The organism is Bradyrhizobium sp. SMVTL-02 (genome assembly GCF_051853005.1).
Taxonomy (GTDB): domain Bacteria; phylum Pseudomonadota; class Alphaproteobacteria; order Rhizobiales; family Xanthobacteraceae; genus Bradyrhizobium.
Genome location: NZ_CP182469.1, coordinates 7,021,450 through 7,047,236, shown reverse-complemented (window position 1 = coordinate 7,047,236; position 25,787 = coordinate 7,021,450). Strand labels below are relative to the sequence as shown.

Here is a 25,787-nt window from a genome sequence, read left to right as displayed (position 1 = left end):
CCGGTTCATCTTGTGAACCACCATGACGGCGGTAAAGGCTTCAGCGCAGGGCTCTTATGGGTGCCAGCTGGCGCCCGGTCTTCCCTGCGACCCCCTTTTCGAAAGGGTATGAATCGAAACACAGCTCGGGCCAAATATGCCGCGAGGATGCGGGCGTACGCCGATTGGCGAATTGACGCAGCGGCGTTGTTGCGCTCCGGTCCCGATACACGCCCTGCGTTCATCGGTCTCACGTGCAAGCATGCAGCATCGGCATCGGTGGTGGTGGTCGTTCTCCCCAGAATCTGCACTATGCGCGCCGACGTGCCTCCGGAGCTGTTGCCGGGCCTTCGGAGGTGTTGGCAATGGCTTTTCGGAGTGACGAGATGAGCGGTTTGGTGATCAGCGGCGGCCGGGTGGTGGATCCCGCGAGCGGGATGGATGCCATTGGCGATGTGGCGGTGGTGGACGGCGAGATCGTGGCCGTCGGCACGGGTCTCGGCGGCGCCGAGCGGGTGATCGACGCCGCCGGCCTGGTGGTCGCGCCCGGCTTCATCGACCTGCACGCCCATGGCCAGTCGATCCCGGCCGACCGCATGCAGGCGTTCGACGGCGTCACGACGACGCTTGATCTCGAGGCCGGCGTGCTGCCGGTCGGGTCCTGGTATGAGAGCCAGGCGCGGAAGGGCCGCGTGCTGAACTACGGCGCTGCCACCAACTGGGCCTTTGCCCGTATCGGCGCGATGACGGGCTCCAATGCCGAGAGCTCGCTGGAGGCGTTCGGCAACGCCATGCGCGACCGCCGCTGGATGGACAATGTCGCGACCGATGCGGAGGTATCAGGCATCCTCGAGCGCCTCACCCGCGGTCTCAACGAAGGCGGCATCGGCATCGGCATCCTCAATGCCTATGCGCCGGGCGCCGGCGTGCAGGAGCTGACCGCAGTGTGCCAGCTCGCCGCGAAGCAGGGCGTGCCGACCTTCACGCACGTCGCCTTCATGTCGCGCATCGATCCCGAAAGTGCCGTGGAAGCGTATATCCGCCTGATCGGCTATGCCGGTGCCACCGGCGCGCACATGCACATCTGCCATTTCAACTCGTCGAGCAAGACCGACATCGCGCGCTGCCGCGTGCTGGTCGAGAAGGCGCAGGCGCAGGGTCTGCCGATCACGGTCGAGGCCTATCCCTACGGCACCGGCTCGACCGTGCTGGCCGCCGCCTTCTTCAGCGATCCCCAATTCGTCGAGCGCAACGGCACCGGTTACGATTCCGTGCAGCGCGTGACCGACGGCTACCGCTTCCACGACCGCGAGGAGCTATTGAAGGCGCAGGCCGAAGAGCCGTCCTCGCTGGTGCTCTGGCACATCCTGGACACCGAGCACAATGCACATCACCGCGACCTGCTCGACATGTCGGTGCTGTATCCCGGCGGCGCCATTGCCTCCGATGCGATGCCGTGGACGACCTCGGATGGCAAGACCTACACCGGCGATGCCTGGCCGCTGCCTGACGACGCCACCTCGCACCCGCGCTCGGCCGGCTGCTTCACAAAATTCATTCGTGAGTGGGTGCGCGAGCGCAAAGCCGTGTCGCTGCTGGAAGGCGTGCGCAAATGCGCGCTGATCCCGGCGGAGATTTTGTCGCAGAGCACGCCCGCGATGCGCGCCAAGGGCCGGCTTGCCAAGGACGCTGATGCGGACATCGTCGTGTTCGATTACGAAAAGCTCTCGGACCGTGCAACCTTCACGGCGATGAACCGCCCGTCGGAAGGAGTACGGCATCTGATCGTCAGCGGTCAGCCGCTGATCAGCGACGGTGTGCTGGATGTAACCGCGCGGCCCGGAAAACCCGTGCGCCGCCCCGTCGTCGAGAGCTGAGCCATGCCGGTCCCGGTTGTCCTGGTGACGGGCTTTCTCGGGGCCGGCAAGACCACGGTGGTGAACCATCTGCTCGCCCATGCGGATGGGCGACGGATCGCCGCCGTGGTCAACGATTTCGGCGCCATCAACATCGATGCGGAGCTGATCGCAGGCGCGAGCGACGGCGTGGTCAGCCTCGCCAATGGCTGCATCTGCTGCTCGCTCGAGGGCGATCTGCTCCGCACGCTTTCGACCCTGCTGCGGCGCGATCCCAGGCCCGAGTACATCGTCATCGAGACCAGCGGCGTCGCCGATCCCGCCGACATCGTGCGCAACCTGATGGACCCGGTGATCCTGCGCGAGGCGCCGCTGGAAACGGTGCTCTGTGTGCTCGACGCGGGGACTCCGCCGTCAGCTCTCGATGACGCGCTGCTGCGCTCGCAGTTGCGCGTCGCCGACATCGTGGCGCTCAGCAAGCTCGATCTGGCGGACGAGGGCGCAGCTGCGCGCATGCGCGAAGCCATCCGCGCGCTGCGCGTCCCCGGCGTGGTGGTCGAGGCGAACCACGGCGAGATTCCGTCTGCGCTATTGTTCCCCGCGGCCGTCGATCGCGCGCCAGCCCCGCGCGAGCCGGGACCGAAACGGCCGGCCGAGGAACGCTTCGAGACGCTGAGCTGGACCTCCGATCAGCCGATCTCGCTGCCGCGTTTGCAGCGGGCCATCAACCGGCTCGCACCCAGGCTCGCGCGCGCAAAAGGCCTGTTCGAGACCGTCGAGCAGCCCGGACGCTTGATGGTTTTCCAGTTCGCCGGCGGCCGCGCCACGCTCGCGCCGGGCGAGGCGCCGCGGGCAGGCGTGCCGCGGGTACGCATCGTCTTCATCGCCGAGCTCGGCGTGCTTTCGCAGGCCGAACTCGACGGGATCATGGAAGCGTGCGTTGCCGGCGGTTGAGGCGAGGCGGTAGGGTCAACCGCTTCCGCCGTCAGCCACCGCCTCTCCTCTTGTCGCGTCGATCCGAGACCTGCCAATGCCTCCAAATATCCCACCCGCCCCCGCTGATGCCGCCGCGCGCCGCGCCGCCAAGCCGGCCATCGTCTATCCGGCCGGGACGATGCCCGGGCCGGATATGGCCACGCTCGAAGCAGCCCGCCGTGCGGCGGTCAAGACGCACGAGCTCATCGTGCCGCCACGCGATGCCCGTGCCTTTCGCGTGGCGCGCGGCCAGTTCTTCCGCATCGTCAGCATCGAAGGCCCTCAGGTCGGCGACCTCAATCTCTGGAACGCGGACGATCTCTCCGAGCGCTTCTTCAGCGGCAAGACGCGGGCGCTCCATGGCACGCATGTCGGCATTGGCGACCGGCTCTGGAGCAATTTGCCCTATCTTCGACCGATGGCGACCATCAGTCACGATACGCTTGGCTGGTACGGCTTCGATGCGGACGGCGCCGGCATTCACGATGTGATCGGCACGCGCTGCGATCCCTATACAAATCTCCTGCTGAACGGCACGGCTTACGATTTTTGCTGCCACTCCAACCTGTCCCGCGCCCTCGCGACCGAATTGAAGGCGGATCCGGCCGCAGTGGAGCATCATGTCCACGACGTGCTCAACGTCTTCATGTGCACCGGCTTCACCAAGGACACGCACCACTATTTCATGAAGGCAAGCCCTGTCCGCCCCGGCGACTTCATCGAGCTCTTCGCGGAGATCGACCTGCTCGGCGCGTTGTCGGCCTGTCCCGGTGGAGACTGCAGCGCAACCCATTCCAGCGATGCCGCGGCATGCCATCCGCTCAAGATCGAAATCTTCGAGCCGGATCGAACGGCCCTGAAGGGCTGGACCTGGTCCGCGCCGAGCGCTTATCACCGTCACCACGGGGCGCACGCGGGAAGTTGAATTTCAGTGCGCAGCGCCTCTGCCTTCACGATCACCTCGCAGGCATGCGCAGTCCCCGTCGGCCCGGCAAGTTCACGCGAATTGCGCGATGCCGTTTCCGACCGACCAGTTCTCCTTGGGCGCGTCGAGCACGTTCACGAACACGTCCTCGGGCCGGATGCCCGGGCTTTCGCCGAGCAGCTCGGCGATCCGCCGATACAGCGCCTTCTTCTGCTCGGGCGTGCGCGAGGCGAACACGGTGATCTGGATCAGCACGGCATCCTCGCTGCGGCTGACGCCATAGGCATTGCCGCAGCGGAAGTTGGCGGGCGAAAGCTCGCTGATGGTCATGAATTCGTCGCCATCAGGCACGTTCAGCGCCTCGCGCATCGCGCGGTAGAGTCCGTCGAGAATCGCCCGGCGGTAGGTCTCCGGCTTTCCGGCGCGCATCGAGATGTGGAGGAGAGGCATCGTACGTTCCTCTGCATGCGGGCCCGCTCGGCCAGGCATCATCCGCGCCGCCGCCGGCTCATTGACGAAACGGGATATCAATCCCACTTTGTTTTTGACACGATGTCGAGAAACCATGTTTTTGACGTCGTGTCAAATATTTTGAGGAGCAGAGCTTGAGGCCGCGCGAGTTCGACCACGACGACGTCCTGCGCATCGCGTTCGACCAGTTCTGGCGCAAGGGCGTCCGCGGCACCTCGCTGTCTGACATCGCGCGCGACGCCGGCGTGCAGCGCGGCAGCCTCTACAATGCTTTCGGCAGCAAGGAAGCGCTGTTCCTTCACGCCTATGAGCGCTACGCGGCCGACTATCTGCTCGCCTTGCAAAAGGCGCTGGGGACGGGGTCCTTGCGCAAACGCCTCGCCGCCTTCTTCGACCTGACGATCACCAATTTCCGTTCCGGCTCGCCGCCGCGGGGATGTCCGACCACGCGCGGCCTGATGGAGCTCGGCGCGGCGGAAGGCGAGGGGTTGGATGAAGAGGCGCGCCAGGCCTTTGCGAGCCTCGTCTCCCGGATCACCGCGCTGGTTCAGGACACGTTGTCGGCGGGCGCGAGGCGTGGCGAGTTCAACGGCAATCCCGCAGCCGCCGCGCTGCACATCGTCACGGTGACGCGCGGCCTTGCCGTGCTCGAACGCGCCTACGGCGACGAAGCCCAACTGCGCAAGATAGCCGCGCACACGATCGATCTCGTGCTCGACAAGAAAGGAGGTTAGGTCTCAGCAGACCGCAAGCGCGTTGACTGCCCGCGTCGTCGCAATCTCGTTCTCGTCGCCGACGAACTGGCCGACGACCGATGCAAGTTCCATATCAGCCTTCCAATTCTTGCGAGCCCCGAGGGTTTTCTCCCGCATCAGTTTCAAGCTGGTCCTCATTGTCGGCATCAGCCTGCTCGGCATGGTCGTGCTGGCGCCGATCGCGCTTGCAACCTTGCGCGCGCAGATGATCGCCGATCGTCAGGCCAAGACTGTTCGTGGGTTTCGTCGACGTCGTCAACAAGCAGGGCGCTGGGACGCAGAAGCTGCAATCGCTCCTGGACGAGGTCAGCGCCTTCGTTGCGGGCGTGCGCGCGGCCTAGTATAGCGGGATGATGGGCCAAAACTCCGATCGGCGCGCGCGGATCCTCCTGATCAATCCGAACAGCAACGAGGCGACCACCACGATGATGGTGGCGATCGCAAGGTCCGCTGCCGCCGATGCTTTCGATATCGTCGGTGCCACGGCAACGCGTGCGCCCGCGATGATCGTCTCGGCGGATGCGTTGGAGGCGGCCGCGTCGGAAGTCGAGGAGATCGCGCGTGCCAACAGCCGTGCGTGCGACGGCATCATCGTCTCCGCATTCGGCGATCCCGGTCTCGCCGGGATCAGGGCGGCGATGAAGCTGCCTGCCGCGGGCATCGGCGAATCCGCGATGCTGGAGGCCGCTGAGAATGGCCGCCGCTTCGGCGTGGCGACCACGACGCCGCTGCTCCAAGCAAAGATCGACGCATTGCCGGACATGCTGGGATTACGATCGCGCTACACTGGCACGTGCTTTGCCGACGGCGATCCCGAGGTGCTGATGCGCGATCCAGCGCGGCTGCGGGCGGCGCTCGCCGGCGCGGTCGAGGCCTGCATCGCGCAGGACGGGGCTGAAGCTGTGATCATCGGCGGCGGGCCGCTGGGCGAGGCGGCCCGCGAGCTTCAGCCGATGTTCGCCGTGCCTGTCATCGCAACGATCCCGTCCGCCGTGCGGCGGATCATTCGTCTCGTCACGGCGTAACGTCTGGTTTTTCCGCGTCGCGGCATCGGCCGTGCCGCGGAAAACTGTTTTCCTTGACATGAACTCTGCCGTGCTCGACCTGTAACGAGGTCGGGCGACGCCACGTTGCGTGGCGTCGTGAAAAGAAGAAAGAGATGTGGGAAAGACGCCATGAGTGCAGGCCTCGACGAGAAGGACTACCTCGCCACCTTGCGCGGCCTGTGGGACAAGGCCTGGCCCAAGGGCATGCCGCGCTCGCCGACCTATCTGCACGGCGAAGTTCCCCTGACGGAATATCTGCGCGCCTGGGCGAAGCGCAGTCCCGATCGCCCGGCCGTGATCTTCTACGGGCACGTCACGACCTATGCCGATCTGGATCAGCAGAGCGATCGCGTTGCGGCGCTGCTGCAAGCGAAGGGCGTGCGCAAGGGCGATCGCGTCGCCGTCTTCCTGCCGAACTGCCCGCAATTCCACGTCGTCTTCTTCGGCATCTTGAAGCTCGGCGCGGTCCACGTCCCCGTCAGCCCGCTGTCGCGCGCCTTCGAATTGTCCTACGAGCTCAACGACACCCAGGCCGAAGTGATCGTGGCGCTGGACCAGCTCATTCCCGTCGTCGAGCAGGTGAGGGCAGAGGTAAATCTGCGCGAGATCATCGTCACCAGCTTTGCCGATGTGGTGCCGGCTGCGCCGGCATTCCCGACGCCGGACTCCATCCGCGCGCCGCGCATCGCGATCCCGGGCGCGACCGACCTGTTGCCGGCGCTCGCGGCACAGCAGGCGCCGAGGCCGCTGCCGCCGCCCGGCTTCGATGACGTTGCGGCGCTCAACTACACCGGCGGCACCACCGGGATGCCCAAAGGCTGCGTCCACACCCATCGCGACATGGTCTACACGGCCGCCGCCAATTACGGCATCTCGGTGCTGTCGGACGAGAGCAGCGTATTCCTGTCGTTCTTTCCCGAATTCTGGATTGCGGGCGAAAACTTCGGCCTGATCTTCCCGCTGTTCTCCGGCGCGACGCTGGTCCTGCTGGCGCGTTGGGACGCCGTCGGCGCCATGGCCGCCATCGAGAAATACAGGGTCACGATCACGGCGATGCCCGTCGATGGCGCGGTCGAGCTGATGGATCATCCGCGCTGGCGCGAATTCGACCTGACGTCGTTGAAACAAGTGCGCGTCGTCTCTTTCGTCAAGAAGCTCAACGCCGACTATCGCAAGCGTTGGAAGGACCTCACCGGCACGATCCTGATGGAGGCGGCCTGGGGCATGACGGAGACCCACACCTCCAACACCTTCACGTCAGGCTTCCAGGACGACGATTTCGATCTCAACAACCAGCCGATCTTCGTCGGCCTGCCGGTCCCCGGCGCCGAGTTCAAGATCACCGATTTCGAGACCGGCGCGCTGTTGCCGCTGGGCGCGGAAGGCGAGATCCGCGTGCGCACGCCGTCGCTGCTCAAGAGCTACTGGAACAAGCCGGAGGCGACCGCGGAATCACTGATCGATGGTTGGCTGCGCACCGGCGACATTGGCACCATCGACAGGGACGGCTTTCTGCATTTCCTCGGCCGCCGCAAGGAGATGCTGAAGGTCAAGGGCATGAGCGTGTTCCCGCCGGAGATCGAGGCGCTGCTCGGCCAGCATCCGAAGGTGCTGGGCTCCGGCGTCGTCGGGCGCGACGATCCTGACAAAGGGCAGGTGCCGGTCGCCTATATCCAGCTCAAGCCGGAGGCGGTCGGCACCATCTCCGCGGAGGACCTGCGCGCCTGGTGTGCCGAGCGCATGGCCGTCTACAAGGTCCCGGAAGTGCGTATCATCGAAGCCCTGCCGCTGACGGCGACGGGCAAGGTGAGGAAGCAGGACCTCGATCCAAATCTTCCTGCTGCTGTCTGAATGAGAGAGACGATGTCGTTCAAGAAGCTCCTGATCGCCAACCGCGGCGAGATCGCCATCCGCATCGCGCGCGCGGCGGCTGACGCCGGCATCGCGACGGTCGCGATCCATCCCGCCGACGATGCGCTGTCGCTGCATGTGCGCGTTGCCGACGAGGGGGTCGAAATTCCCGGACGTGGCGCGCGGGCCTATCTCGACATCGAGGCCGTGGTGAAGGCGGCGAAGGCTGCCGGCTGCGATGCCGTGCATCCCGGCTACGGTTTTCTGAGCGAGAACGCGGCATTCGCAAAAGCCTGCGCTGACGCCGGTATCACCTTCGTCGGGCCAAAGGCGTCCGCGCTCGAGCTATTCGGCGACAAGGTCGCGGCCCGGCAATTGGCAAAGCGCTGCGGCGTGCCGATCATCGCCGGTACCAGCGGGCCTTCCTCGCTGGACGAGATCACGGCGTTCTTCGCCTCGCTCGGCAGCAATGCGGCGATCGTGATCAAGGCGATGGCCGGCGGCGGCGGCCGCGGCATGCGCGTCGTCGAGAACGCTGCCGATCTCGCGGAGGCCTATGCGCGCTGCCAGTCCGAGGCCAAGGCTGCGTTCGGTTTCGAAGGCGTCTATGCCGAGCGCCTGATCCGGCAGGCGCGTCACATCGAGGTCCAGATCATCGGCGACCGCCATGGCGCCATCTCCCATCTATGGGAGCGCGAATGCACCATCCAGCGCCGGCACCAGAAGCTGGTCGAGGTCGCGCCGAGCCCGTCGCTGAGCGATCCCTTACGCGGTCGCATCATCGAGGCGGCAAAGCAGCTGGCGACGGCGGCCTCCTACGACAATCTCGGCACCTTCGAGTTCCTGGTCGACGGCACGGCCGAGGACAGTTTCGCCTTCATCGAAGCCAATCCGCGGCTCCAGGTCGAGCATACCGTCACGGAAGAGGTGCTCGGCCTCGATCTCGTCCGCGCCCAGTTCGCCGTGGCCGCGGGAGCTTCGCTGGCATCCCTCGACCTCGCGCAAGGATCGATCCCGAAGCCGCGCGGCTATGCCATGCAGCTTCGCGTCAACATGGAGACGTTGGACGAGACGGGTGCCACGCATCCGACCGGCGGCGTGCTCGCCGTGTTCGAGCCGCCGTCGGGGCCGGGCGTGCGTGTCGATAGCTTTGGCTATGCCGGCTACAAGACCAGCGCCGCTTTCGACTCGCTGCTCGCAAAGGTCATCGTGCATACGCCGGGCGCGGCCTGGCATGACGTCGTTGCGAAAGCCTCGCGCGCGCTGCGCGAATTCCGGATCGACGGCGTCGTTACCAACATCGCATTCCTGCAGGCGGTGCTGGCGCATCCCGATTTCAGGACCAACCGCATCGCGACCGATTTCATCGATCGCAACATCGCGAAGCTGGTCGAGGCGGCGGATGGTGCGGCGAGGCCGCTCTATTTTGCGGCGACGGAGCACGGCGGCGGTCACGGCGGGGAAGCTCACGTCGCGCAGATCGTGCCCGAAGGTGCGGTGATGGTCGCAGCGCCCCTGCAGGGCACCATCGTCACGGTCCAGGTGAAGCAAGGCGAGATCGTCCGTCCCGGCCAGCAGCTGGCCGTGATCGAGTCCATGAAGATGGAACACCTCGTCATGGCTGAGCAGGGCGGTCGGATCATGAAGATCGTTGCCGGTGACGGCGTCACGCTGATGCATGGCGAAGCGATCATGTATCTGGAGCCGCTCGACGTCGCTGCCGATCATTCGGCGGCGGAAGCCGATGTCGATCTCGACCACATCCGCCCGGACCTTGCCGAGCTGATCGCGCGCCAGGCCAACACGCTCGACGAAAATCGCCCCGCCTCGGTCGAGCGCCGCCGCAACACCAACCAGCGCACCGCGCGCGAAAACGTCGCGCAGCTCGTCGATGACGGCTCATTCGTGGAGTACGGGAGCCTGGCGATCGCGGCGCAGCGGCGCCGGCGCAAGCTCGACGACCTCATCAAGAACACGCCGGCCGACGGGCTCGTCATGGGCCTCGCCACGGTGAACGCGGAGAAGTTTGGCCCTGAGGGCGCACGCTGCATCGTCGTGGCCTACGACTACACCGTGCTCGCGGGCACCCAGGGCCACATGAACCACAAGAAGATCGACCGTATGCTGACGCTGGCGGAAGACTGGCGTCTGCCGCTGGTGTTTTATGCCGAAGGCGGCGGCGGCCGGCCCGGCGACACCGACCGGCTCGGCATGACCGGCCTCGACGGTCCCTCCTTCGTGCAGTTCGCGAGGCTCTCGGGCCTCGTGCCCGTCGTGGGCGTTGTCTCCGGCTATTGCTTCGCCGGCAACGCCGCGATGCTCGGCTGCTGCGACGTCATCATCGCCACCAAGAATGCCTCGATCGGCATGGGCGGCCCCGCCATGATCGAAGGCGGCGGGCTTGGCGTCTATCACCCGGCCGAGGTCGGTCCTGTCTCGTTCCAGTCGTCGAACGGCGTCATCGACATCCTGGTCGAGGACGAGGAGGAGGCGACGCGCGTCGCTCAAAAGTATCTGTCCTATTTTCAGGGCGCGGTGACGGAGTGGGAAGCCGCCGACCAGCGCCTGCTCCGCCGCGCCATCCCTGAGAACCGCCTGCGCGTCTACGACATCCGCAGCGTGATCGATCTCGTCGCCGACAAGGATAGCGTGCTGGAGCTGCGCCGCGACTACGGCGTCGGCATGATCACCGCGCTGATCCGAATCGAAGGAAAGCCGTTCGGCCTGATCGCCAACAATCCGCGCCATCTCGGCGGCGCCATCGACGCCGATGCCGGCGACAAGGCCGCGCGCTTCCTCCAGCTCTGCGATGCGTTCGACTTACCCGTCGTCTCGCTGTGCGATACGCCCGGCTTCATGGTCGGCCCGGAGGCCGAGAAGACCGCGATCGTGCGCCACGTCTCGCGGATGTTCGTCACAGGTGCCAGCCTCACCGTGCCGCTGTTCGGCATCGTGCTGCGCAAGGGATATGGCCTGGGGGCGCAGTCGATGATCGGCGGCGGCTTCCATGCCTCGTTCTTCACCGCGGCGTGGCCGACCGGCGAGTTCGGCGGCATGGGCCTGGAGGGCTATGTACGTCTCGGCTTTCGCAAGGAGATGGAGGCGATCGCCGATCCCGAGGAGCGCGAGACCTATTATCGCAACAAGGTCGCCGAGCTCTATGCCAACGGCAAAGCGGTCTCGATCGCCTCGGTGTTCGAGATCGACAACGTCATCGATCCCGCCGAGACGCGGCGGTGGATCATGGCGGGGCTCAGGTCGGTGCCGAAGCCGCCCGCGAGGACGGCGAAGAAGCGACCCTGCATCGACACCTGGTGAGGGCGGTGCAGCAACAGCTGTGTTCCCTATTCCCGATTGACATCCCCGCCCGCGGTGCCAGACTTTGCACAATAATACGCAGGGTGGAGACGTCCGCGATGGCCAGCCTTTCGGCCTCGAACCATGTCGCCCGTGTCTTGTCCGTCGCCAATCAGGTTACTGACCGCTTGGCCGACGTCGATGCCTCTTCGCGGATTGCCAATTCCTGGCGGCGCTGCCTGATCAGCCACAAGCTCGATCCCGCCCGCCAGGGCCCGCCGCAGACGCTGACCGAAGCCGAGATCCGTCATGTCGCCGAACCCATGGAGGAGACGATCAGGCTCGCCACGCCCGAGCTCGACGATCTCGCCCGTGTGCTGCGCGACGCCGGTTATTGCGTCAACCTAGCTGACGTGAACGCGACCATGCTGTTCAGCCGCCTGCCGGGCGAAGCCGACGCGAAGATGTTTCTGGACTGGAAGATCTACACCGGCTCCAATTTCGCAGAGGCCTTCGAGGGCACCAACGGGCTCGGGACTGCGCTCGCCGAGGAGAAGCCGATCCTGGTGCATCGCGACGAGCATTTTCGCGCGCAGTGGCACATGTTCTCCTGCGCCGTTGCGCCGCTGTTCGACCAGGCCGGACGGCTCACAGGTGCAGTCAACATCACGTCCTGCCGCGAGGATCTCGAGCGCGCCGCGCATCAGCTTGCGCTCGCAGTGACGATGGAGGCGACGCGGCGGATGGAGGGCGCGATCTTCCGCAGCCATTTCCGCAACGCCTGGATCGCAACCGTGCCCGGGGACGGCGGCAGCGGCGTCATCGCCTATGACGACGACCGCCGCATCGTCGGCGCCTGCCGCTCGGCGCGTGCGCTGCTCGGCCTCACCGATGGCCTGATCGCCTCCGGCATCGATCTGTCGCGCTACATCAGGTTCGATCATCACGGTGCACGCGGCACGGACGAGATCGTCGAGCTGCGCCGCGCCGACGGCAGTCCGCTGGGCCAGGGGCACGTCGTCCCGCCGATGCGTGCAAAATCGCATGCACCGCGCCGCGATGCGCCCGCCGACCGTTTCGACGCGCTGCACCGGCTCGCCGGTCGCGATCCCGGCCTGGTCAGAAGCGTAAAGCGGCTCCGAAGCATCGGCGATCACAATCTGCCGGTGCTGCTGCATGGCGAGACCGGTGTCGGCAAGGACGTGTTCGCCCGCGCCATCCACGCCGCCAGCAACCGCGCGCGCAACAATTATGTCGCGCTCAACTGCGCGGCGATGCCGGAAAGCCTGATCGATGCCGAGCTGTTCGGCTACGAGGCCGGCGCCTTCACCGGCGCGCGGCGCGAGGGCTCCAAGGGCCTGATCGTTCAGGCCGACGGCGGTACGCTGTTCCTCGACGAGATCGGCGACATGCCGATCGCGCTGCAGACGCGCCTCTTGCGCGTCCTGGAAAACCGCGAGGTCTGGCCGCTCGGCGCGCTGAAGCCTGTAGCCGTCGACATCCGCCTGATCAGCGCCACCCATCGCGACCTCGGCCGCATGGCCGAAGAGGGCGCCTTCCGCGCCGATCTCTATTTCCGCCTGCGCGGCATGGAGGTGCATCTGCCGGCGTTGCGCGAGCGCGCCGACCGCGACGACATCATCCGCCAGATCGCGCGCGAGGAGGCGCCGGATTGCCGCCTCTCGGACGAAGCCCGGTCGCTGCTTTCGGGCTATCCCTATCCCGGCAACATGCGCCAGCTCCGCCATGTGCTGCGGCTCGCCGGCTGCACGGCGGAGAACGGCGTGATCACCGATGCCGATCTCGATCTGCCGCCGTTCGGTGGGAGGGCAGAGCCGGATCTCGCGGCGGCCGAGCGCGCCACGATCGTGGAAGCTTTGCGCCAGCATGGCGGCCGCGTCACGGAAGCGGCCCGCGCGCTGAAGCTCAGCCGCGCGACGCTGTATCGGAAGATCAAAGTGATGAAGATCGAGACGGCGCAGTAGCCCTCAATCGCATGCGGGAGCGCTCTTCCCCTCTCCCCCCGTGAGAGAGGGTGGCTCGCCGCGATAGCGGCGAGACGGGTGAGGGGTCGTGTCTCCGCGAGTCACTGCCGTCCACGTGCGCGGTAGATACCCCTCATCCGGTGCTTCGCGCCACCTTCTCCCACGAGGGGAGAAGGAAAGGCACCGCGCTTGGAACGTAAACGCCCCTACGAAAAATCCGTCCAGCTCAGATGCCGGGCATCGAGGTCGCCGAGGCTGACCGTCTCGCGCATCTCCTGCGGCGTATGAAAATGGCCGCGCAAATAGACAAGCGGCTTGGCAGTATCCGCATGCGATACACCACGGACCTCGCCGACGAAGATCGAATGCGTTGTCGTCTCGAATTCCTGCGCCAGCACGCAGTCGAACGCGGCGACCGCGTCGGTCAGCACCGGCGCGCCGGTTACGCCGCGCGTCCACTGGCCGAACGCGAACCGATCATCGCCGTTGACGCCCTTCTGGCCGCTGAAGGTCAGCGCCAGCATTGCGTGATCCTCGTGCAGGAAGTTGATCGCGAAGGCGCCTTCCGCCCGGATCCGCGCATGCGCGCTGGCGTTGCGGTTGACGCAGACGATGAGCGAGGGCGGATTGTCCGATAGCGAGCAGGCCGACGTCACCGTCAATCCGGTGCGCTTGCCGTGCTCGGCGCCGACCGTGAGCAGCGCCACGGCGCCGGCACAATGGCGCATCGCCTGCTTGAAATCCTTGGCGTCAACCGACACGCGGAAATCTCCCAAATGAATGCGGGTGCGGCACGATCGCGCCGCACCCGTATCGGGTCAAGCCGCCTTCTTCGCGGAGCCGAGATGCGTCAGGCGCGGCATCACCTCGTTCTTCAGTAGTGAGAGCGAGTGGTGCCAGGCCTCGGCCTTGTGCTTGTAGTCGAAGCCGAACACCAGCAGCACGCCGAAGCCGCCGACCTCGTCGTAGATCTTCTCGATCTTCTCGGCGACCGTCGCGGGCGAGCCGACGATCCAGTTCCGTTTGGCACAATATTCGACCGTAACGTCGCTGTCGGGCACGTCGGGGGCATGCTTCAGATAATCCTTGAAGCCGAAATGGCCGAGCAGCGGCAGGAAGTACTCGTGCATCATCCGGCCCATCATGTCGCCGGTCGAGAGTCTCCAGGCCTCCTCGTCCGTGTCGGCAACGAACACCTCGCGCACCAGCCGCCAGTCCTGCCGGTTCGGCTTGCGCCCGGTCTTGGCCGCGCCGATCTCGACCGAGTCCCAGTGGCTGCCGACATAGGCCGGATTGAGGTTGAGGCTCATCGGGATGAAGCCGCGCTCGCCGGCGAGCTTCAAGGTGTCCGAGTTCTTCGACAGACCGGCGACGCCAATCGGCGGATGCGGCGCCTGCAGCGGCTTGATGTGCGGCTTGAGGAAGTCGAACATCGTGTCCGGCTTGGTCACCGTCCAGAACTTGCCCTTGTAGGTAAAGGGCGCGGGATCGGACCAGAGCTTCAGGATGATCTCCAGTGCCTCGCGGGTCATGTCGCGATTCTGGCCACTCATGCCGTCGACGTTGAACATCGCCCAGTCGCTCGGCAGGCCCGATGCGGCGACGCCGAAATTGAGCCGGCCTTCGGACATGTGGTCGAGCATCGCGACGCGGTTGGCGAGCTCGGCCGGGTGGTGATAGGGGAGCAGGAATCCGCCCGGCCCGATGCGAAGCTTCTTGGTCTGCATCAAGGCCTGCGCGATCAGGAGGTCCGGCGTGGGGTTGGGTTCCCAGGGCGCGGTGTGATGCTCGCCGACCCAGGCCTCCTGATAGCCGAGCTCGTCGAGCCAGCGCATGACCTGCAGGTCCCAGTCGTTTCCTTCCTTCAGGCCGCACTCCGGCGGATGCGAAGGCATCGTGAAATAGCCGATCTCCATGGGATTCCTCTCCACAATTGACGCGTCTTGTCGCGCGGTTCACGGATGTGAGTGGAGACGCTTGAGCAAGCGGTGTGCCAGCGCGTTTACGCCCCAGACCCGCGAGAAAACGCTGGTTTGCGGCGGCAATAGCCGATATCCCGGGGCGGATTTGCGAAGCGTTCGTCTCATTGTCGCGAGACGGCGTCTTGGCGGTGAGACGAGGATACGATGACCGAACCCGCCTATGTCGCGGTGGACTGGGGCACCAGCAGCTTTCGCCTGTGGCTGGTCGATCGCACCGGCCAGGTGCTGGCCGAGCGCCGCAGCGGCGAGGGCATGCTGGCCGCGGCGAAGACCGGCTTCGCTGCCGTGCTGCAATCGCATCTTGCCGCGGCCGAGGCACCCCCGCATCTGCCGGTTCTCGTCTGCGGCATGGCCGGCGCCAGGAACGGCTGGGTCGAGGCCGGCTATGTCGACGCGCCGGCGCCGCTCGCCGCCATCCTGAAGCAGGCCGCGCGCGTGCCGGGGGAAGCGCGCGACATCCGCATCCTGCCCGGCATCGCGCAGCGCGATGTCAAGGCGCCTGATGTGATGCGCGGCGAGGAAACGCAGTTGCTCGGCGCGATGGGTCTTCAGGGCGCCGGCGAAGCGCTGGTCTGCATGCCCGGCACGCATTCGAAATGGGTACGCGTGACTGATGGCACGGTAGCGCGGTTTTCCACCTTCATGACCGGCGAGCTCTTCGGCGTGGTCTCGCGCGAGACGATCTTGTCGCTCGCGGTTGCCAATGCTGATGATGCCGAGGACGTTGCGAGCTTCAAGGCGGCGGTAAAAGCCGCGTTTGATGCACCGGCCTTTGCGGCGAACCTGCTGTTCGGCGCGCGGGCGCGGCAGCTGCTGTTCGGCGGCACGCCGGCCGCGGCCCGCGAAACGCTGTCGGGCACGTTGATCGGCGCCGAGTTGGCGGCGGGGCTTTCCGGCACCGTGCCGAAAGCCGGCATCACGCTGATTGCCGCGGGGCGTCTGGCAAAGCTGTACCGGCACGCCTTCGATGCCTTGTCGGTCAACGTGCAGCCGATCGATGCGGATGAAGCGGTCCGCCGTGGCCTGTCGATGGCGGCCGCGGCGATCTGGACGAAATAGAAGGACTTTTGCGATGAGCGTTCCCTTTCCCCCGATGCAGCGCCCGCTGGTCGCGATCCTCCGCGGCGTCAAGCCCGAGGAGGCCGAGGCGATCGTTGGCGTGCTGATCGAGGCCGGCATGACCGCGATCGAGATCCCCCTGAATTCGCCCGATCCGTTCCGCTCGATAGGGCTTGCCGCGAAGCTCGCGCCCGCCGGCGTGCTGATCGGCGCCGGCACCGTGCTGACCGCCGCAGACGTCGATCGCCTCAGCGATGTCGGCGGCCGGTTGATGGTTTCGCCCAATGTCGACACCGAGGTGCTGGCCCGCGCGCATCAGCGCGGCATGGTGACGTTGCCGGGCGTGTTCTCGCCGAGCGAGGCGCTGCTCGCGGCGCGCTCCGGCGCATCGGGCCTGAAATTCTTTCCGGCGAGTGTGCTCGGCGCCTCCGGCATTGCCGCGATCCGCGCCGTGTTGCCCGCGGGGGTAATGATCGCCGCCGTGGGCGGCGTCTCCGACCAGAATTTTGCCGAGTACATCAAGGGCGGCGTGACGGCGTTCGGGCTCGGCTCCAGCCTGTACAAGCCCGGCGTGAGCGCGGCGGACGTCGCAGCACGCGCGAAGGCGACTGTCGCCGCCTATGATCGGGCGATTACGAAAGACTGATGCCGCAATGAACTGGCCGTGATCCTCTCATTGCTTATTGTGCCGCATTGTGCCGCATTGTGTCGCGATGCTGATGCCTTGGCATCGTAGACACGCGACTTGCGACAGCAGGAGACCGACATGGCGATCAACAACGTGGCCGATCTGTTCGTTGCAACGCTCGAAGAGGCCGGCGTCAAGCGCATCTATGGCATCGTCGGCGACAGCCTGAACGCTCTGACCGAAGCGCTGCGACGTCGCGGCACCATAGAATGGATCCATGTCCGCCACGAGGAGGTCGCGGCATTCGCGGCAGCGGGCGAAGCCGAGATGACCGGAAGCCTTGCGGTGTGCGCCGGTTCCTGCGGTCCCGGCAATCTGCATCTGATCAACGGCCTGTTCGATGCGCATCGCAGCCGCGTCCCCGTTCTGGCGATCGCGGCGCAAATTCCGACGGCCGAGATCGGCGGCGGCTATTTCCAGGAAACCCATCCGCAGAACCTGTTCCGCGAATGCAGCCATTATTGCGAGCTGGTCTCGGATCCGAGCCAGCTTCCCTACGTGCTGGAGAACGCCATCCGCGCGGCGGTGGGCCTGCGCGGCGTCGCGGTCGTCGCCATGCCCGGCGATGTCGCCTTCCGCAGCCCGCCGAAGCGCGCGCTCTCGACGGCGCGCGGCCTTGCGCTGTCGGCACCGAAAATCGTGCCGCAGGCGGATGAGCTGAAGGCTCTGGCGGATCTCCTCAACGGCGCCGAGCGCATCACGCTGTTCTGCGGCCGCGGCTGCGCCGGCGCGCATGCGCCGTTGATGCTGCTGGCCGAAGCGCTGAAGAGCCCGATCGTGCATGCGCTCGGCGGCAAGGAGCATGTCGAATACGACAACCCTTACGACGTCGGCATGACCGGCTTCATCGGCTTCTCCTCCGGTTATGCCGCCATGCATGCCTGCGACGCGCTGGTGATGCTCGGTACCGATTTCCCCTACAAGCAATTCTTCCCGACCGACGCCAAGATTGCGCAGATCGACATCCGCCCGGAAAATCTCGGGCGGCGCTGCAGGATCGACCTCGGCCTCGTCGGCGACGTCAAACTGACCCTCGAGGCGCTGCTGCCGCTGCTCAAGACCAAGACGCAGCGCCGGCATCTCGACGATGCCATCGCGCACTACAGGAAGGCGCGGGAAGGTCTCGACTCGCTCGCCAAGGGGACGCCCGGCAGCAAGCCGATCCACCCGCAATATCTTGCAAAGGTCCTCAGCGACCATGCGAGCGACGATGCCGTGTTCACGGCCGATGTCGGCACGCCAACAGTGTGGGCCGCACGCTATCTCGACATGAACGGCCGGCGCCGGCTGATCGGCTCCTTCGTGCACGGGTCGATGGCCAACGCCATGCCGCAGGCGATCGGCGCGCAGGCCGCCCAGCCCGGCCGCCAGGTGATCTCGCTGTCGGGCGACGGCGGCTTCACCATGCTGATGGGCGATTTGATCACGCTGACGCAGATGAAGCTGCCGGTGAAGGTCGTGGTCTTCAACAACGGCGTGCTCGGCTTCGTCGCGCTGGAGATGAAGGCGGCAGGTTTCGTCGACACCAATGTCGATCTCGAAAATCCAGACTTCGCGGCGATGGCGCGCGCGATGGGCATCTTTGCCAAGCGCGTCGAGGACCCCGGCGAGCTGCCGGGCGCGATGAAGGAGATGATGGCGCACAACGGACCGGCACTGCTCGACGTCGTCACCGCCAAGCAGGAGCTGTCGATGCCGCCAACCATCACGGCCGAACAGGTCAAGGGTTTCAGCCTCTGGGTCCTGCGCGCCGTGATGAACGGCCGCGGCGACGAGGTGCTGGACCTCGCGAAGACGAATTTGTTGCCGCGCTAGAGCGTTTCACATTTTGATTGAAGCATAACCGGCGCTGGCGAAGTAGTTGGCGCATTCGCGAGGCTGGATGTCTTGGACGAGGTGACCGATATGGCGCCAAGTCTCCTCGATTGAGCGCTTCTGAGCTTGCCGCATCCAGTGTTTGATCTTGGAGAAGGCCTGTTCGATTGGGTTGAGGTCGGGCGAGTATGGCGGCAGGTACCAGAGTCTGGCGCCAGCAGCCTTGATCATTTGCCTGACGGCTTTCGACTTATGGCTTCCGAGATTGTCGAGAATGACGATGTCGCCTTCACGCAGGGTTGGCAGGAGAATGTGCTTTACGTTGACAACCACGGAAGCATTCACCGTTGATCGGGCCATCGAAGACGCAGGGTGCCGTGAGTTGGTCATGGCGGAGCGCGCCGAGGAATGTGAGGGTACGCCAGTGACCGTGCGGAGCGAAGCCGCGCAGGCGCGCCCCTTTGGGTCCCCAGCCTCGCAAAGGGGCCATGTTGGTCTTGATCCAGGTCTCATCGATGAAGACGAGCCGGCCCGGATCGAGCCCGGCCTGCCAGGCTCGCCAACGCAAGCGCCTACGAGAGACGTCGGCGCGAGCCTGTTCGAGGGCGAACAGTGTTTTTTTTGAACCGCAGCCCTTCCCGGCGCAGGAACAGCCAGACCGCATTGTGTGAGACCTTGACCCCACGGGCTGCCAGTTCCGCCTTCAGACCATGCAGCGTCAGGTGCGGCGTCTGAGTGATCCGCTCGACGATGAAGGCGCGGTGCGGATCAAGCACAGGCTTGCGGTGACCACCCATCTTGCCAGGCGCTACCGAGCCGGTCGTTCGATAACGCTGTGACCACTTCACAACTGACGAGACAGCAACGCCAAACCGTTCCGCCACAGATCGGCAGCTCTCACCTTTGGCAACAGCGGATACCGCACGCTTACGCAAATCGTTGGAAATTGGTCGGACCATCGGATGCTGGCCTCCAGCCCAGCCAGCATCTTGAATCATATTCGTCCCAGACCCGGAATCTTGAGGGTTCTGTGAGGTCGCGTGGCAGGCGCGAGCCGCGCGCTCTGTGGTGCGTGCGACCTCATAGAAGCCGGATTGAACGAAGCTGCGGAGTTGTGGGCGCTATGGGAATAGTGCAGCGGGTGCGGCTGCGGGGAACGCTCGCCTGTGGTCGCCGCGCGTCCGCGAGTCATTCATCGGATGTGAGGGGCCCGATTGATCGGGCCAAGGGCGCGATCCAGCGAGCGATTTGCAGCGCTGGGATGCGCTACCGAACGATTGGCGGGGTGTTCGGTGACGAGCGCGGCCACGGCGACTTCGGACGTTGCCACCAAGAAGGTGATTACGGAAGGGGTGGATGGTACAGACGCTGGTCATGACGTATCACAATGAAACGGCTGGTCGCGCGCGCAGGCTCGCGGGACGATATCGACGCGCCGCATGGTGCCGCCACAATGCGGGCAGACGGGGATCTCGCATTTGGTGAGGGGATCGGCGCCGGCTTCTTGATCAGTCGGAGCGTTGCGGACAGCAAGGAGTTGACGGCAGAAAGCGATTTTATCGTTGCGTCCGCCATTGGCGAGGAAACCATAGTGGCGGATGCGGTGGAAGCTGTCCGGCAGGGTGTGCAGGAGAAAGCGACGAATGAACTCATCGGCCTTAAGCGTCATCACTTTGGTTTTACGATTCTGCCGATAGTCCTTCCAGGCAAAGCTCACCTTGCCGTCGGCAAGCGAGATCAGCCTACTGTTGGCGATGGCGACGCGATGCGTATAGCGGCCGAGATAAGCCAGCACCTGTTCGGGCCCACCGAATGGCGGCTTGGCATAGACGACCCAGTCGGTCCATCGAAGTTGAGCGAGGCGCTCGGCGAATGCGGCGGGATCGGCGAGACGGGCGAGATCGCCAAAGAAGCCCAACTGGCCAGCCGCGAAGGCAGCTTGCAGCTCTTGCAGAAACAGGCGGCGGAACAGCCTGGAGAGGACGCGCACCGGCAGGAAGAAGCCGGGCCGGCAAGCGACCCAGTGTGTGCCGTCGAGTGAAGGTCCACCACCAGGCACGACGCAGTGGATATGCGGATGGTGTTGCAGGGTTTGACCCCAAGTATGGAGGACGGCGGTCAGACCGAGCTGAGCGCCGAGATGCTTGGGGTCGGCCGCGATGGTGGTGAGCGTCTCGGCCGCGCAGCGGAACAGAATGGCATAGACCACCGCCTTGTTCTGGAAAGCAATCTCTCTGGCCGGCGCCGGCAAGGTGAAGACGACGTGGAAGTATGGCACGGGAAGGAGTTCGGATTGTCGCTCGGCAAGCCATTGCGCGCGCGCCGAGCCTTGGCACTTCGGGCAATGCCGATTGCGACAGGAGTTGTAGGCGATCCGGGTGGCACCGCAGTCGTCGCATTGCTCGATGTGGCCGCCAAGCACAGCCGTCCGGCATGCCGTGATCGCGCCCATGACGCGCCGCTCGACGCGACCCAGATGTCCGGCACGAGCTTGCCGAAACGCTTCGCCGTGGCGGCGGAAGATATCCGCCACTTCCAGAACTGGAGTCATCAGGTCCGCTCAGCCGGGCGGCACGACCTCCAGGCGGAGCCGGTCAAGCGGACTTGGCGTATTGCTGATGGTCTTTGTGGCGACTTGGGTATAGCGCGCCGTGCTCTGCAGACTGGCATGGCCGAGCAGCACCTGGATGATGCGCACGTCGGCCCCGTTCTCCAGGAGATGGGTCGCGAATGTGTGCCGCAGCGTATGCACTGTCACCGACTTGCTCAAGCCGGCCGCCGTACAGGCTGAACGGCAGGCGGCGTGCAGCACGTTAGGGACGAGCGGACGCTCGTCGTCGCGGCCGGGAAATAGCCATCGTTTGGGCCGAGTGAGCCGCCAATACGTCCGCAGAATCCTCAAAAGCTGCGGCGAGAGCATAACGTAACGGTCCTTGCCGCCCTTGCCGTGCTCGACCCGGATCAACATCCGCTGGCTATCAATGTCGACAACCTTCAAGAGGACCACTTCCGATACGCGCAAGCCTGCGGCATAGACGGTGGTCAGCGCGGTACGGCTCTTGAGGCTTGGGATTGCTTCCAGGAAGCGCACGACCTCGTCGGCGCTCAGCACCACCGGCAGTTTGCGCGGTTTACGCGCATAGGCGATGCGCTCCGGAACGGTGTCATGACCCAGCGTCACACCGTAGAAAAACCGCAGTGCGCAGACGATCTGGTTCAGCGCCGGCCAGGACATCCCCGTCGCAACCAGATGAACCTGGAAAGCACGGATATCCTCCAGGTCGAGGCGGTCAGGAGAACGACCGAAATATCGGCTCAACTTCGCTACGGCGTTGAGGTAGGATTGCTGCGTCGCCGGTGACAGATTGCGGACCGTCATGTCCTCGATCATGCGGCGGCGAAGTGGGCTGATCTCAGCCATCGGAAAACCTCCTGTCTAAAGGGTTGGGCTTCGAAAACCCGCAATCCTCTCAGACAGGAGGCAATCCTTGCTATGCCTCCCTACATGCCGCGCCAGCGGCTTCGTTCAATCCCTTCCGATTCAATAAATCCGTGAACCGCTCTAATTCCGGCGAGGCGGTTGGTTCACATCTCCCGAAGGGAGAGGTAGACACGGGCTGCGCCTTCCCTCAGCCCCGCTTCGCCGACGGCATGGGCAGCCGCTCGTGGCGGCGCTGGAAGCGCTGCCAGTGCAGCACGATGCCGATCAGCAGGGCCGGGACGAAGCCGAGCACGATCAGGAAATGCGGCAGCTCCTTCGGCGAGATGAAGGCAATGGCGATGTCCGAGATCAGCCAGACAGCGGCGAAGATCACCGCGAAATCCGTGCGCGGGCAGCGCAGATAATAGAACACCGCGGTGATGACGATGGCTGGCCCGATGGCGATGGCGATCATGACCGCCGTCAGCTCCTTCGGCGTCAGCGCGTCGAGCACCATCGAGGCGAGCAGCCAGATCGCAGCGAACATGGCGACGATGTCGATCGGATGCCGCAACCCAATACCTCTCGCAGGAACCGCACTATCGTTGTGGCCCGGCGCCCCCTCCGTCAAGGGAAAATACGCCTATTCCTCGTCACTTCCGGGCGTCGGCCGCAGCATGAAATGACCGAAGGCGGTGGCGATCGGCTTGTCCGCATCGTCCTGCCAGGCGCGCGCCTCGAAAGCGACGATGCGGCGGCCCTGCTTCACGATCGAGACATTGGCAAACGTATCGAGCGCGCGGCCGGAACGCAGATAGTTGACAGTGAGTCCGATCGGCTTGGGCGGCGCAGCCGCGCCGAGCTCGCGCGCGACCCCGATGATGGCCGTGGTCTCCAGGAAAGCACCGGTCATGCCGCCATGGATCGCGGGCAGGATCGGATTGCCGATGATCTTTGGCGAGAATGGCATGGTCAGCGTGCCGTCGTCGTTGAGGCGGATGCCGAGCGCGCGCGCGAACGGGCTGCGCGCGAACGGACCATCCGGATCCTCCGGCGCCTCCAGCGTCGGGACGCTGCGCGAATCCATCCGGCGGTCGGCGAGCATGTTGGTGCGGTTGGCGCCGATCATGAAGCACGCGGTCGCGGTCGCGACCGGATCGTCCTCGGACTCCTGATAGGCGGTTGAGCGCACGAAGGCGATCGAGCGCGTGGTGCGGTAGCAGACCGAATGCGCCTTGATGTCGAGGCCGGGCGTCGCCGGTTTCTGGTAGTCGATACGCAGATCGAGAGTTGCGATCGCGCGTGTGCCGTCGAGCGCGAGTTGCACCGCCATGCCGCAGCTCTCGTCCAGCATCGCGGTGACGACGCCACCATGCAGAACGCCGGTCTCGGTGTCGCCGACGAAGACGGGACGGTAGGGCAGGCGGGACCAGGCCTCGCTCGGCGCGAAGCGGTCGAGCTGGAGCCCGCTGATATGGCCGTAGTCGGAGCGGCGGCCCTTGATGGCCTCGGCGAGTTCCTCGAACGGGAGCGTGACAGGTTCAGTGGACATGGCGATGTTCTAGACCAGTGCCGGCCGCCGCGCAAAACTCGAGAACTCGCCTTGTCCGGGGATGCCTGTCGGGGCCGCTTTGGCCTCGACAGGGCCGCCCAAAGCAAGGATGGTGGGCACTTCGTTCGTCCAATGCCCGCAAGGAGCGCCCATGACCGACCCCGAGACACCCGGCACCACCCAGGGGCCCGTCACCATTTCGACCTCGAGCTCGGAGCGGGCGCCGATCATCTATTTCGACGGCGCCTCCTGCTTCGGCCATCACAATGGTGCGATCCAGATCGAGCTCGCCGCGAACCTGTTGATGCCAGTCGGCGCCGCCGTCAGGGTCGACGTGGTCCAGACTGCGCATCTGCGCTGCAGCGTCCCCGCGGCGCTGGCGCTGCGCGAAGCGCTCGACAAGGCGCTGGCGATGTACAAGCAGGGCCAGCAGCAGCCCGCGGAGGACATTCCGGCGGTGAAGAACTGAAGTCCGTCGCGCGGGATTCTCGCCGCGAAACGAGACCTCATCCTGAGGCCCCGCCAATGGCGGGCGTCTCGAAGGATGGCCGCAAGCGCACCGCCCTCCGAAGCGAAGAGCTTCGCCTCAGCTCACATGCACCTTCGGCTTCTTGCCGCCGTTCCACTTGCCGTCGAGCGCGCGCTCGATCTGGGCGGCGAGCTGCAAGAGCAAGCCGTCATTGGCCTGCTTGGCGATCGCCTGGATGCCGAGCGGCAGGCCGTGGTCCTGCGCTGCCATCGGCATCGAGATCGCGGGTATGCCGCAGAGATTGGCGAGCGGTGTGAAGGCGAAGAAGCGCCAGAGATTGCCGAACCAGTCGAGCACGTCGGGGTTGTCGGAGATGGTGAGATATTCCCTGGTGCCGACCTTCGGCGTCGGCAGCGCGGTGATCGGCGTCAGGATCACGTCCCACTGCTCGAAGAACGCGCCGAAGCCGCGTGAGGTCGTGTTGAACACGGCCTGCATCTTCGCCCGTTCGGCAAAACTGGTGTGACGGCCGGCCTCCCAGATCCGGATGTTCATGGGCTCGATCAGATCTTCCGGCGGCTTTTCCAGCCCGCGCGCGGCCAGCATGTTGGAGATCACCACCGCGAAATTCGAGACGTAGCAGGTGGTCTGCGCCGCGAAGGCGGCGCGGAAGTCCAGCTCGGGCAGCGCATAGTCGACGTGATGGCCGAGGCCTTCGAGGAAGCGGCCGGTCTTCTCCAGTTCAGTGGCGATCTCGGGCGTCGCGGTGTAATCGCCCCAGGTATGCGACAGCGCGATGCGAAGTTTTGTCGGATCGCGCTTGATCATCTCGGAATAGGGCTGCGCGGTGGTCCAGAACGGCATGAACTCGCCGGGGGCGGGCCCGCGGGCATGATCGACGAAGGCGGCGGTATCGCGGACCGAGCGCGACTGGCAGCCCTGGATCGAGACGAGGCCGGTGAGGTCAGACATGTGTGGCGCCAGCGAGAACACGCCGCGCGAGACCTTCAGACCGATATTGCCGTTGACGCCGGCGGGAATGCGGATCGAGCCGCCGCCGTCGGTCGCATGCGCGATCGGAACGACGCCCGCGGCGACCATCGCCGCACTACCCGCCGACGAGCCGCAGGTGGTATAGTCGGTATTCCAGGGATTGCGGGTGACGTAGACGGCGGGATTGTCGGCGGAGCTGCACACGCCGAATTCCGGCGTCGTCGTGCGACCGATCAGGTTGAGCCCTGCTTGCCGGAATTTACCGGTGAGGAACGTATCGGCAGCGGCGCGATTGCCGCGCATCAACAGCGAGCCCATCTCCTGGAGCCGGCCCTTCATGGTCGGTCCCAGATCCTTCATCAGGAAGGGCAGGCCTGCGAAGGGACCAGCGAGATTGGCGCCGTCCCTGGCCGGATCGGCGATCACGTCCTCGAACAGCTCGACCACGCCTGACAGTGCCGGATTGACCTTGGCGACGCCGGCGGCGGCTTGGCGCGCCAATTCCTTCGCGGTCAGCTCGCCCTTGCGGACGCGTGCCGCCAGCGCCACGCCATCGTGCTGCGCCCATTCATTCCAGCTCATCGGCAACGTCATGAAGTCAAAATCCCCTTAAGATGCGGCGCCACCTTTTTCGCAACGGCCCGCGTGAATCAACTGAGCCGGCGCGA

Annotated in this window: 23 protein-coding genes; 12 read left to right on the top strand and 11 right to left on the bottom strand. The window is 65.4% G+C overall.

The annotated features are described in order from the left end of the window. Positions 1-365 precede the first annotated feature (365 nt). From ACNJYB_RS33660 to ACNJYB_RS33650, 3 genes are all read left to right on the top strand, one after another. Positions 366-1,856, top strand: coding sequence for an amidohydrolase family protein (locus tag ACNJYB_RS33660; RefSeq protein WP_439370869.1), 1,491 nt, complete (start codon positions 366-368; stop codon positions 1,854-1,856). Positions 1,857-1,859: 3 nt separating this feature from the next. After that, positions 1,860-2,789: a CobW family GTP-binding protein gene (locus ACNJYB_RS33655; RefSeq protein WP_439370868.1), complete on the top strand. Its 930-nt coding sequence runs from the start codon at positions 1,860-1,862 to the stop codon at positions 2,787-2,789. Between the two features lie 76 nt (positions 2,790-2,865). Beyond that, on the top strand, positions 2,866-3,735 hold the full coding sequence (locus ACNJYB_RS33650; protein WP_439370867.1) for an urea carboxylase-associated family protein: 870 nt from the start codon (positions 2,866-2,868) through the stop codon (positions 3,733-3,735). Between the two features lie 72 nt (positions 3,736-3,807). Here the strand turns inward: ACNJYB_RS33650 and ACNJYB_RS33645 are convergent, their stop codons facing one another. Then, positions 3,808-4,185 carry a tautomerase family protein gene (locus tag ACNJYB_RS33645; protein WP_439370865.1) on the bottom strand — a complete coding sequence of 126 codons (378 nt, stop codon included), beginning with the start codon at positions 4,183-4,185 and terminating at the stop codon, positions 3,808-3,810. Positions 4,186-4,340: 155 nt separating this feature from the next. On the opposite strand from ACNJYB_RS33645, the gene ACNJYB_RS33640 reads away from it, so the two are divergent. From ACNJYB_RS33640 to ACNJYB_RS33620, 5 genes are all read left to right on the top strand, one after another. Then, positions 4,341-4,940 (top strand): TetR/AcrR family transcriptional regulator, encoded by a 600-nt coding sequence (locus ACNJYB_RS33640; protein ID WP_439370864.1) that lies wholly within the window; start codon positions 4,341-4,343, stop codon positions 4,938-4,940. A 374-nt stretch (positions 4,941-5,314) separates the two neighbouring features. Then, complete coding sequence (locus ACNJYB_RS33635) at positions 5,315-5,986, top strand: aspartate/glutamate racemase family protein (RefSeq protein WP_439375707.1); 672 nt, start codon at positions 5,315-5,317, stop codon at positions 5,984-5,986. Between the two features lie 150 nt (positions 5,987-6,136). Beyond that, positions 6,137-7,858 (top strand): AMP-binding protein, encoded by a 1,722-nt coding sequence (locus tag ACNJYB_RS33630; RefSeq protein ID WP_439370863.1) that lies wholly within the window; start codon positions 6,137-6,139, stop codon positions 7,856-7,858. 12 nt (positions 7,859-7,870) lie between these two features. After that, a complete protein-coding gene (locus tag ACNJYB_RS33625; protein WP_439370862.1) occupies positions 7,871-11,176 on the top strand; it encodes a carboxyl transferase domain-containing protein in 3,306 nt (1,101 codons plus the stop codon). Between the two features lie 98 nt (positions 11,177-11,274). After that, a complete protein-coding gene (locus ACNJYB_RS33620) occupies positions 11,275-13,140 on the top strand; it encodes a sigma-54-dependent Fis family transcriptional regulator (RefSeq protein ID WP_439370861.1) in 1,866 nt (621 codons plus the stop codon). A 206-nt stretch (positions 13,141-13,346) separates the two neighbouring features. Here ACNJYB_RS33620 and ACNJYB_RS33615 read toward each other — a convergent pair whose 3' ends face one another. After that, on the bottom strand, positions 13,347-13,901 hold the full coding sequence (locus tag ACNJYB_RS33615; protein WP_439370859.1) for a flavin reductase family protein: 555 nt from the start codon (positions 13,899-13,901) through the stop codon (positions 13,347-13,349). A gap of 57 nt (positions 13,902-13,958) precedes the next feature. Next, positions 13,959-15,056: an LLM class flavin-dependent oxidoreductase gene (locus tag ACNJYB_RS33610; RefSeq protein WP_211413171.1), complete on the bottom strand. Its 1,098-nt coding sequence runs from the start codon at positions 15,054-15,056 to the stop codon at positions 13,959-13,961. A gap of 210 nt (positions 15,057-15,266) precedes the next feature. On the opposite strand from ACNJYB_RS33610, the gene ACNJYB_RS33605 reads away from it, so the two are divergent. From ACNJYB_RS33605 to poxB, 3 genes are all read left to right on the top strand, one after another. Then, a complete protein-coding gene (locus tag ACNJYB_RS33605) occupies positions 15,267-16,181 on the top strand; it encodes a 2-dehydro-3-deoxygalactonokinase (RefSeq protein WP_439370857.1) in 915 nt (304 codons plus the stop codon). 13 nt (positions 16,182-16,194) lie between these two features. Then, complete coding sequence (locus tag ACNJYB_RS33600; protein ID WP_439370855.1) at positions 16,195-16,827, top strand: 2-dehydro-3-deoxy-6-phosphogalactonate aldolase; 633 nt, start codon at positions 16,195-16,197, stop codon at positions 16,825-16,827. Positions 16,828-16,947: 120 nt separating this feature from the next. Next, complete coding sequence (gene poxB, locus ACNJYB_RS33595) at positions 16,948-18,684, top strand: ubiquinone-dependent pyruvate dehydrogenase (RefSeq protein WP_439370854.1); 1,737 nt, start codon at positions 16,948-16,950, stop codon at positions 18,682-18,684. Between the two features lie 6 nt (positions 18,685-18,690). Here the strand turns inward: poxB and ACNJYB_RS33590 are convergent, their stop codons facing one another. The 7 genes from ACNJYB_RS33590 to ACNJYB_RS33560 all read right to left on the bottom strand — a co-directional run bounded on the left by ACNJYB_RS33590 (position 18,691) and on the right by ACNJYB_RS33560 (position 23,657). Beyond that, a complete protein-coding gene (locus ACNJYB_RS33590; RefSeq protein WP_439370853.1) occupies positions 18,691-19,044 on the bottom strand; it encodes a transposase in 354 nt (117 codons plus the stop codon). Then, positions 18,974-19,174 carry a hypothetical protein gene (locus tag ACNJYB_RS33585; protein ID WP_439375706.1) on the bottom strand — a complete coding sequence of 67 codons (201 nt, stop codon included), beginning with the start codon at positions 19,172-19,174 and terminating at the stop codon, positions 18,974-18,976. The genes ACNJYB_RS33590 and ACNJYB_RS33585 overlap by 71 nt, the downstream gene beginning before the upstream one ends. Positions 19,175-19,256: 82 nt before the next feature. After that, the gene (locus tag ACNJYB_RS33580) at positions 19,257-19,643 is read right to left on the bottom strand and encodes a helix-turn-helix domain-containing protein (RefSeq protein WP_439370851.1); all 387 of its coding nucleotides are present in this window, start codon (positions 19,641-19,643) and stop codon (positions 19,257-19,259) included. A gap of 413 nt (positions 19,644-20,056) precedes the next feature. After that, positions 20,057-21,238 carry an IS91 family transposase gene (locus ACNJYB_RS33575; protein ID WP_439375460.1) on the bottom strand — a complete coding sequence of 394 codons (1,182 nt, stop codon included), beginning with the start codon at positions 21,236-21,238 and terminating at the stop codon, positions 20,057-20,059. Between the two features lie 6 nt (positions 21,239-21,244). Beyond that, positions 21,245-22,105 (bottom strand): tyrosine-type recombinase/integrase, encoded by an 861-nt coding sequence (locus ACNJYB_RS33570; protein ID WP_439368084.1) that lies wholly within the window; start codon positions 22,103-22,105, stop codon positions 21,245-21,247. 208 nt (positions 22,106-22,313) lie between these two features. Then, a complete protein-coding gene (locus ACNJYB_RS33565) occupies positions 22,314-22,679 on the bottom strand; it encodes a hypothetical protein (RefSeq protein ID WP_439370850.1) in 366 nt (121 codons plus the stop codon). 69 nt (positions 22,680-22,748) lie between these two features. Further along, positions 22,749-23,657, bottom strand: a complete 909-nt coding sequence (locus tag ACNJYB_RS33560; protein ID WP_439370848.1) for a PaaI family thioesterase — start codon at positions 23,655-23,657, stop codon at positions 22,749-22,751. A 151-nt stretch (positions 23,658-23,808) separates the two neighbouring features. On the opposite strand from ACNJYB_RS33560, the gene ACNJYB_RS33555 reads away from it, so the two are divergent. Beyond that, a complete protein-coding gene (locus ACNJYB_RS33555; protein WP_439370847.1) occupies positions 23,809-24,126 on the top strand; it encodes a hypothetical protein in 318 nt (105 codons plus the stop codon). A 117-nt stretch (positions 24,127-24,243) separates the two neighbouring features. Here the strand turns inward: ACNJYB_RS33555 and ACNJYB_RS33550 are convergent, their stop codons facing one another. Beyond that, a complete protein-coding gene (locus tag ACNJYB_RS33550) occupies positions 24,244-25,713 on the bottom strand; it encodes an amidase (protein WP_439370846.1) in 1,470 nt (489 codons plus the stop codon). Positions 25,714-25,787 lie beyond the last annotated feature (74 nt).

Excerpts from the sequence above, each read along its gene's own strand:
- ACNJYB_RS33660 (WP_439370869.1), top strand. The coding sequence starts at position 366 with ATGAGCGGTTTGGTGATCAGCGGCGGCCGGGTGGTGGATCCCGCGAGC.
- ACNJYB_RS33655 (WP_439370868.1), top strand. The coding sequence starts at position 1,860 with ATGCCGGTCCCGGTTGTCCTGGTGACGGGCTTTCTCGGGGCCGGCAAG.
- ACNJYB_RS33650 (WP_439370867.1), top strand. The coding sequence starts at position 2,866 with ATGCCTCCAAATATCCCACCCGCCCCCGCTGATGCCGCCGCGCGCCGC.
- ACNJYB_RS33645 (WP_439370865.1), bottom strand. The coding sequence starts at position 4,185 with ATGCCTCTCCTCCACATCTCGATGCGCGCCGGAAAGCCGGAGACCTAC.
- ACNJYB_RS33635 (WP_439375707.1), top strand. The coding sequence starts at position 5,315 with ATGGGCCAAAACTCCGATCGGCGCGCGCGGATCCTCCTGATCAATCCG.
- ACNJYB_RS33630 (WP_439370863.1), top strand. The coding sequence starts at position 6,137 with ATGAGTGCAGGCCTCGACGAGAAGGACTACCTCGCCACCTTGCGCGGC.
- ACNJYB_RS33625 (WP_439370862.1), top strand. The coding sequence starts at position 7,871 with ATGTCGTTCAAGAAGCTCCTGATCGCCAACCGCGGCGAGATCGCCATC.
- ACNJYB_RS33620 (WP_439370861.1), top strand. The coding sequence starts at position 11,275 with ATGGCCAGCCTTTCGGCCTCGAACCATGTCGCCCGTGTCTTGTCCGTC.
- ACNJYB_RS33610 (WP_211413171.1), bottom strand. The coding sequence starts at position 15,056 with ATGGAGATCGGCTATTTCACGATGCCTTCGCATCCGCCGGAGTGCGGC.
- ACNJYB_RS33605 (WP_439370857.1), top strand. The coding sequence starts at position 15,267 with ATGACCGAACCCGCCTATGTCGCGGTGGACTGGGGCACCAGCAGCTTT.
- ACNJYB_RS33600 (WP_439370855.1), top strand. The coding sequence starts at position 16,195 with ATGAGCGTTCCCTTTCCCCCGATGCAGCGCCCGCTGGTCGCGATCCTC.
- poxB (WP_439370854.1), top strand. The coding sequence starts at position 16,948 with ATGGCGATCAACAACGTGGCCGATCTGTTCGTTGCAACGCTCGAAGAG.
- ACNJYB_RS33590 (WP_439370853.1), bottom strand. The coding sequence starts at position 19,044 with ATGGCCCGATCAACGGTGAATGCTTCCGTGGTTGTCAACGTAAAGCAC.
- ACNJYB_RS33585 (WP_439375706.1), bottom strand. The coding sequence starts at position 19,174 with ATGGCCCCTTTGCGAGGCTGGGGACCCAAAGGGGCGCGCCTGCGCGGC.
- ACNJYB_RS33580 (WP_439370851.1), bottom strand. The coding sequence starts at position 19,643 with ATGGTCCGACCAATTTCCAACGATTTGCGTAAGCGTGCGGTATCCGCT.
- ACNJYB_RS33570 (WP_439368084.1), bottom strand. The coding sequence starts at position 22,105 with ATGGCTGAGATCAGCCCACTTCGCCGCCGCATGATCGAGGACATGACG.
- ACNJYB_RS33560 (WP_439370848.1), bottom strand. The coding sequence starts at position 23,657 with ATGTCCACTGAACCTGTCACGCTCCCGTTCGAGGAACTCGCCGAGGCC.
- ACNJYB_RS33555 (WP_439370847.1), top strand. The coding sequence starts at position 23,809 with ATGACCGACCCCGAGACACCCGGCACCACCCAGGGGCCCGTCACCATT.
- ACNJYB_RS33550 (WP_439370846.1), bottom strand. The coding sequence starts at position 25,713 with ATGACGTTGCCGATGAGCTGGAATGAATGGGCGCAGCACGATGGCGTG.